Origin of the sequence: Achromobacter sp., assembly GCF_036567245.1 — a bacterium.
Taxonomy (GTDB): Bacteria; Pseudomonadota; Gammaproteobacteria; order Burkholderiales; family Burkholderiaceae_B; genus Achromobacter.
The window spans coordinates 1-2,964 of sequence record NZ_DATCUY010000578.1; the positions used below are offsets into that span (position 1 = coordinate 1).

4 protein-coding genes are annotated in these 2,964 nt (G+C 64.6%); 2 read left to right on the forward strand and 2 right to left on the reverse strand.

Annotation, left to right across the window (positions count from 1 at the left end):
- A partial coding sequence (locus VIR09_RS24490; protein WP_332015212.1) for an aspartate/glutamate racemase family protein occupies positions 1-621 on the reverse strand: 621 nt, incomplete at its 3' end.
- A 249-nt stretch (positions 622-870) separates the two neighbouring features.
- On the opposite strand from VIR09_RS24490, the gene VIR09_RS24495 reads away from it, so the two are divergent.
- Positions 871-1,590 carry a GntR family transcriptional regulator gene (locus tag VIR09_RS24495; RefSeq protein WP_013392636.1) on the forward strand — a complete coding sequence of 240 codons (720 nt, stop codon included), beginning with the start codon at positions 871-873 and terminating at the stop codon, positions 1,588-1,590.
- A 78-nt stretch (positions 1,591-1,668) separates the two neighbouring features.
- On the opposite strand, the gene VIR09_RS24500 is transcribed toward VIR09_RS24495, so the two are convergent.
- Positions 1,669-1,959, reverse strand: a complete 291-nt coding sequence (locus tag VIR09_RS24500) for a DUF3579 domain-containing protein (protein WP_013392635.1) — start codon at positions 1,957-1,959, stop codon at positions 1,669-1,671.
- A 221-nt stretch (positions 1,960-2,180) separates the two neighbouring features.
- On the opposite strand from VIR09_RS24500, the gene VIR09_RS24505 reads away from it, so the two are divergent.
- Positions 2,181-2,964, forward strand: a 784-nt coding sequence (locus tag VIR09_RS24505; protein WP_332015213.1) for an aminotransferase class III-fold pyridoxal phosphate-dependent enzyme, incomplete at its 3' end; no start/stop codon positions are given.

Below are 2,964 nucleotides of genomic sequence, written 5' to 3' on the forward strand. Positions count from 1 at the left end.
CAGGTAGCCCGCCAGCGAGGCGCCCGCCACGATCACGACGTCCGCGCCCTGCGCCACGGCCGCGTCCAGCGCCCGGCTGACATGCAGCGCCGACTCGGCCGAACGCGACACGTAGTCCAGGGCATTGCCCGGCAAGGCCAGGATGCCGGCGCAGCGGGACTCCAGCCCCAGTTGGCGGATCTGTTCGCGCAGCATGCCGGGCCAGCGCTGCCCCACCGTCACGATGGCGTAGCGGTCGCCGCGCTGCATGGCGCTCATGATGGAGGCCTCGGCCATGCCCACCACGGGCACGTCCAGGCGTTCACGCACCGCGCCTATGCCAGGTTCGCCGAAACAGGCCAGCAGGCAGGCGTCGAATCCGCCGTCGGGCTCCTGCCCGGCCGCCCGCTCCACGACGTCCAGCACGGCATGGGCGGCAACGGCCGCTTCAGCACGGCTGGCGATATAGGCAGGGCCGAAAGCCGCGGTGACGGCGTGGATGCGGACGGTGTCCCCGTAAAAGGCCTCGGCCTGGCTGGCCAGGCTGGTCGTCAGCTCGGACGTGGTGTTGCCGTTGACCACCAGCAGGCGGTAAGGCGAGGAAAGGGACAGCTCGGTTGCGGCCTGGGGTACAGCGGACATGGATCAGCCTTTGTTTATTTGTATACAAACAAAAAGATTGTTTTCCGACAATCTAGGTTGTTTTGTATAAAAATTTGTATACGATTTATGTCGCCAATGTACTCCGCACAATCTCGCCGGCAAGCTATCGCTAACCCTTAGCCTGGGGTGTAGTATGCTTTCCTGCACTAAGAAAAATGCGCGCCGGCAGCGCCAGCCGGACCATTCCAACATCCTGAAAAGCGCGCAGGCATAGGAGCCAACAAGAAGATGAAGTCCCTCGCGCCGCCGGCCAACGAGCCCGCCAAGAAAGACATCAGCCGCAACGAAATCGTATACAAAAATTTACGCAGAGCCATCATCGAGCAGGCTCTGCTGCCCGGCGACAAGCTGCCCGAAGACATCATCGGCGAGCGTTTCGGCGTCAGCCGGACCATCGTCCGCAGCGTCCTGACGCGCCTGTTCAGCGAGGGACTGGTGGATTTGCGGCCGAACCGCGGCGCGGCGGTGGCCCGTCCCAGCCTGGAAGAAGCGCACGACATCTTCGAAGCGCGCCGCTGCCTGGAGCGCGACGTGACGCGCCGGCTGCTGCAGCACATCACCGAGGCGGGGCTGGCGCGGCTGGAACAGCACGTGGCGCAGGAAGAAGAAGCCCGCAAGCGCAACAGCACCAACGAGTCGATCCGGCTGTCAGGCGAATTCCACATCCTGATGGCGGAACTGTCGGGCAATGCGGTGTATGCGCGCTACGTGAATGAAATCGTGTCGCGCTGCTCGCTGATCCTGGCCCTGTATGGCCGGCCGCATTCGAGCGAATGTGCGGTCAGCGAACACATGGAGATCGTCGCGGGCCTGCGCGCGCGCGACGAGAAGCACGTGCTGCACCTGCTGGAGCATCACCTGGAATCGGTAACCGCGCGCGCCCTGCTGACCGCGGACGGCCAGGGCGTGCGCGACATCCGCAAGATCCTGGATCGATACGGCACGTAGGAGCGTGCCCGCCCGATGGGCGTGCCACGTCCCCCAACGAAAAAGCGCCCGGTCCGGGCGCTTTTTTGGTTTGGACGGCTAGATTTCGCGCTCTTCCGTCTTGAGGTTGTTGTCGCGAGCGAAATCCACCACGAACTTGTACGCCAGCGGTTCCAGATCGCGCAAACGCAAATCGACCACGATCCCGCGCACGCCGTCGATCACGACGGGCAGCACATAGGGCGAATAGGTGAGGTGGTTACCGGCACAGCCGGCGGGCCGGAATTGTGCCATTACGCCAGCGAGCCGTTCCGCCCAATCGCTGGGGCGAAAGCGGCTACCGCTTTCGGTAACGCCATGAATTACGAATTGTCTGACGCGAGTTGCCATGAGTTCTTCACTACAGCGCGCCCTTCACGAAAGCCGGATCTTCGGCGTGATCAAACATGCGCCCTGCGCCGCGAATTGTATATGATTGATCCTTTGCCCTCTTTCAAAAAGCGATTCGCCTGGGAAAACGGCCTGGGAAATCAGCTGCTTGGCCGGCGGGTTCCCACAGGAACTCCGGCAGAGCCCCGGCGCAATCCGCTACATCCCCAGGAGGATCCGCAATGACCTCGCCTCTGGCCAACATCTACGCCCGGCTGCCGGTATCGTTCACGCACGGCCAGGGCGTCTGGCTGTGGGATGCCCAGGGCCGCAAGTACCTGGACGCGCTGGCCGGCATAGGGGTGTCCTGCCTGGGCCACGCCCATCCGAAACTGGTGGCCGCCATCAGCGAGCAGGCTGCGCGCGTCATCCATACCTCGAACATCTACGAAGTGCCGCAGCAGACCGAGCTGGCGGCGCGCCTGACGCAGCTGTCGGGCATGCAGGAAGTCGCGTTCAACAACAGCGGCTCCGAGGCCAACGAAGCCGCGATCAAGCTGGCGCGCTACTACGCCTACCAGCGCGGCAACAAGCACGCCCACATCATCACCATGGACTCCTCCTGGCATGGCCGCACGCTGGCCACGCTGGCGGCCACGGGCAGCGAAAAGGCGCGCAAGGGCTTCGAGCCCCTGCCCTCGGGCTTCATCCAGGTGCCCTACAACAGCGTGGACGCGGTGCGCGCCGCCGGCGACGCCGAACCGCGCGTGGCTGCAGTGCTGCTGGAGGTGCTGCAAGGCGAAGGCGGCATCCGCCCCTCCGACATCGACTATCTCCAGGACGTGCGCCGACTATGCACCGAGCGCGGCTGGCTGCTGATGATCGACGAAGTCCAGTCCGGCATCGGCCGCACCGGCAAGTGGTTCGCCCACCAATGGGCCGATATCGTCCCAGACGTCATGACGCTGGCCAAGGGTCTGGCGGGCGGCGTGCCCATCGGCGCCATGCTGGCCGCCGGCCCGGCCG

Excerpts from the sequence above, each read along its gene's own strand:
- VIR09_RS24495 (WP_013392636.1), top strand. The coding sequence starts at position 871 with ATGAAGTCCCTCGCGCCGCCGGCCAACGAGCCCGCCAAGAAAGACATC.
- VIR09_RS24500 (WP_013392635.1), bottom strand. The coding sequence starts at position 1,959 with ATGGCAACTCGCGTCAGACAATTCGTAATTCATGGCGTTACCGAAAGC.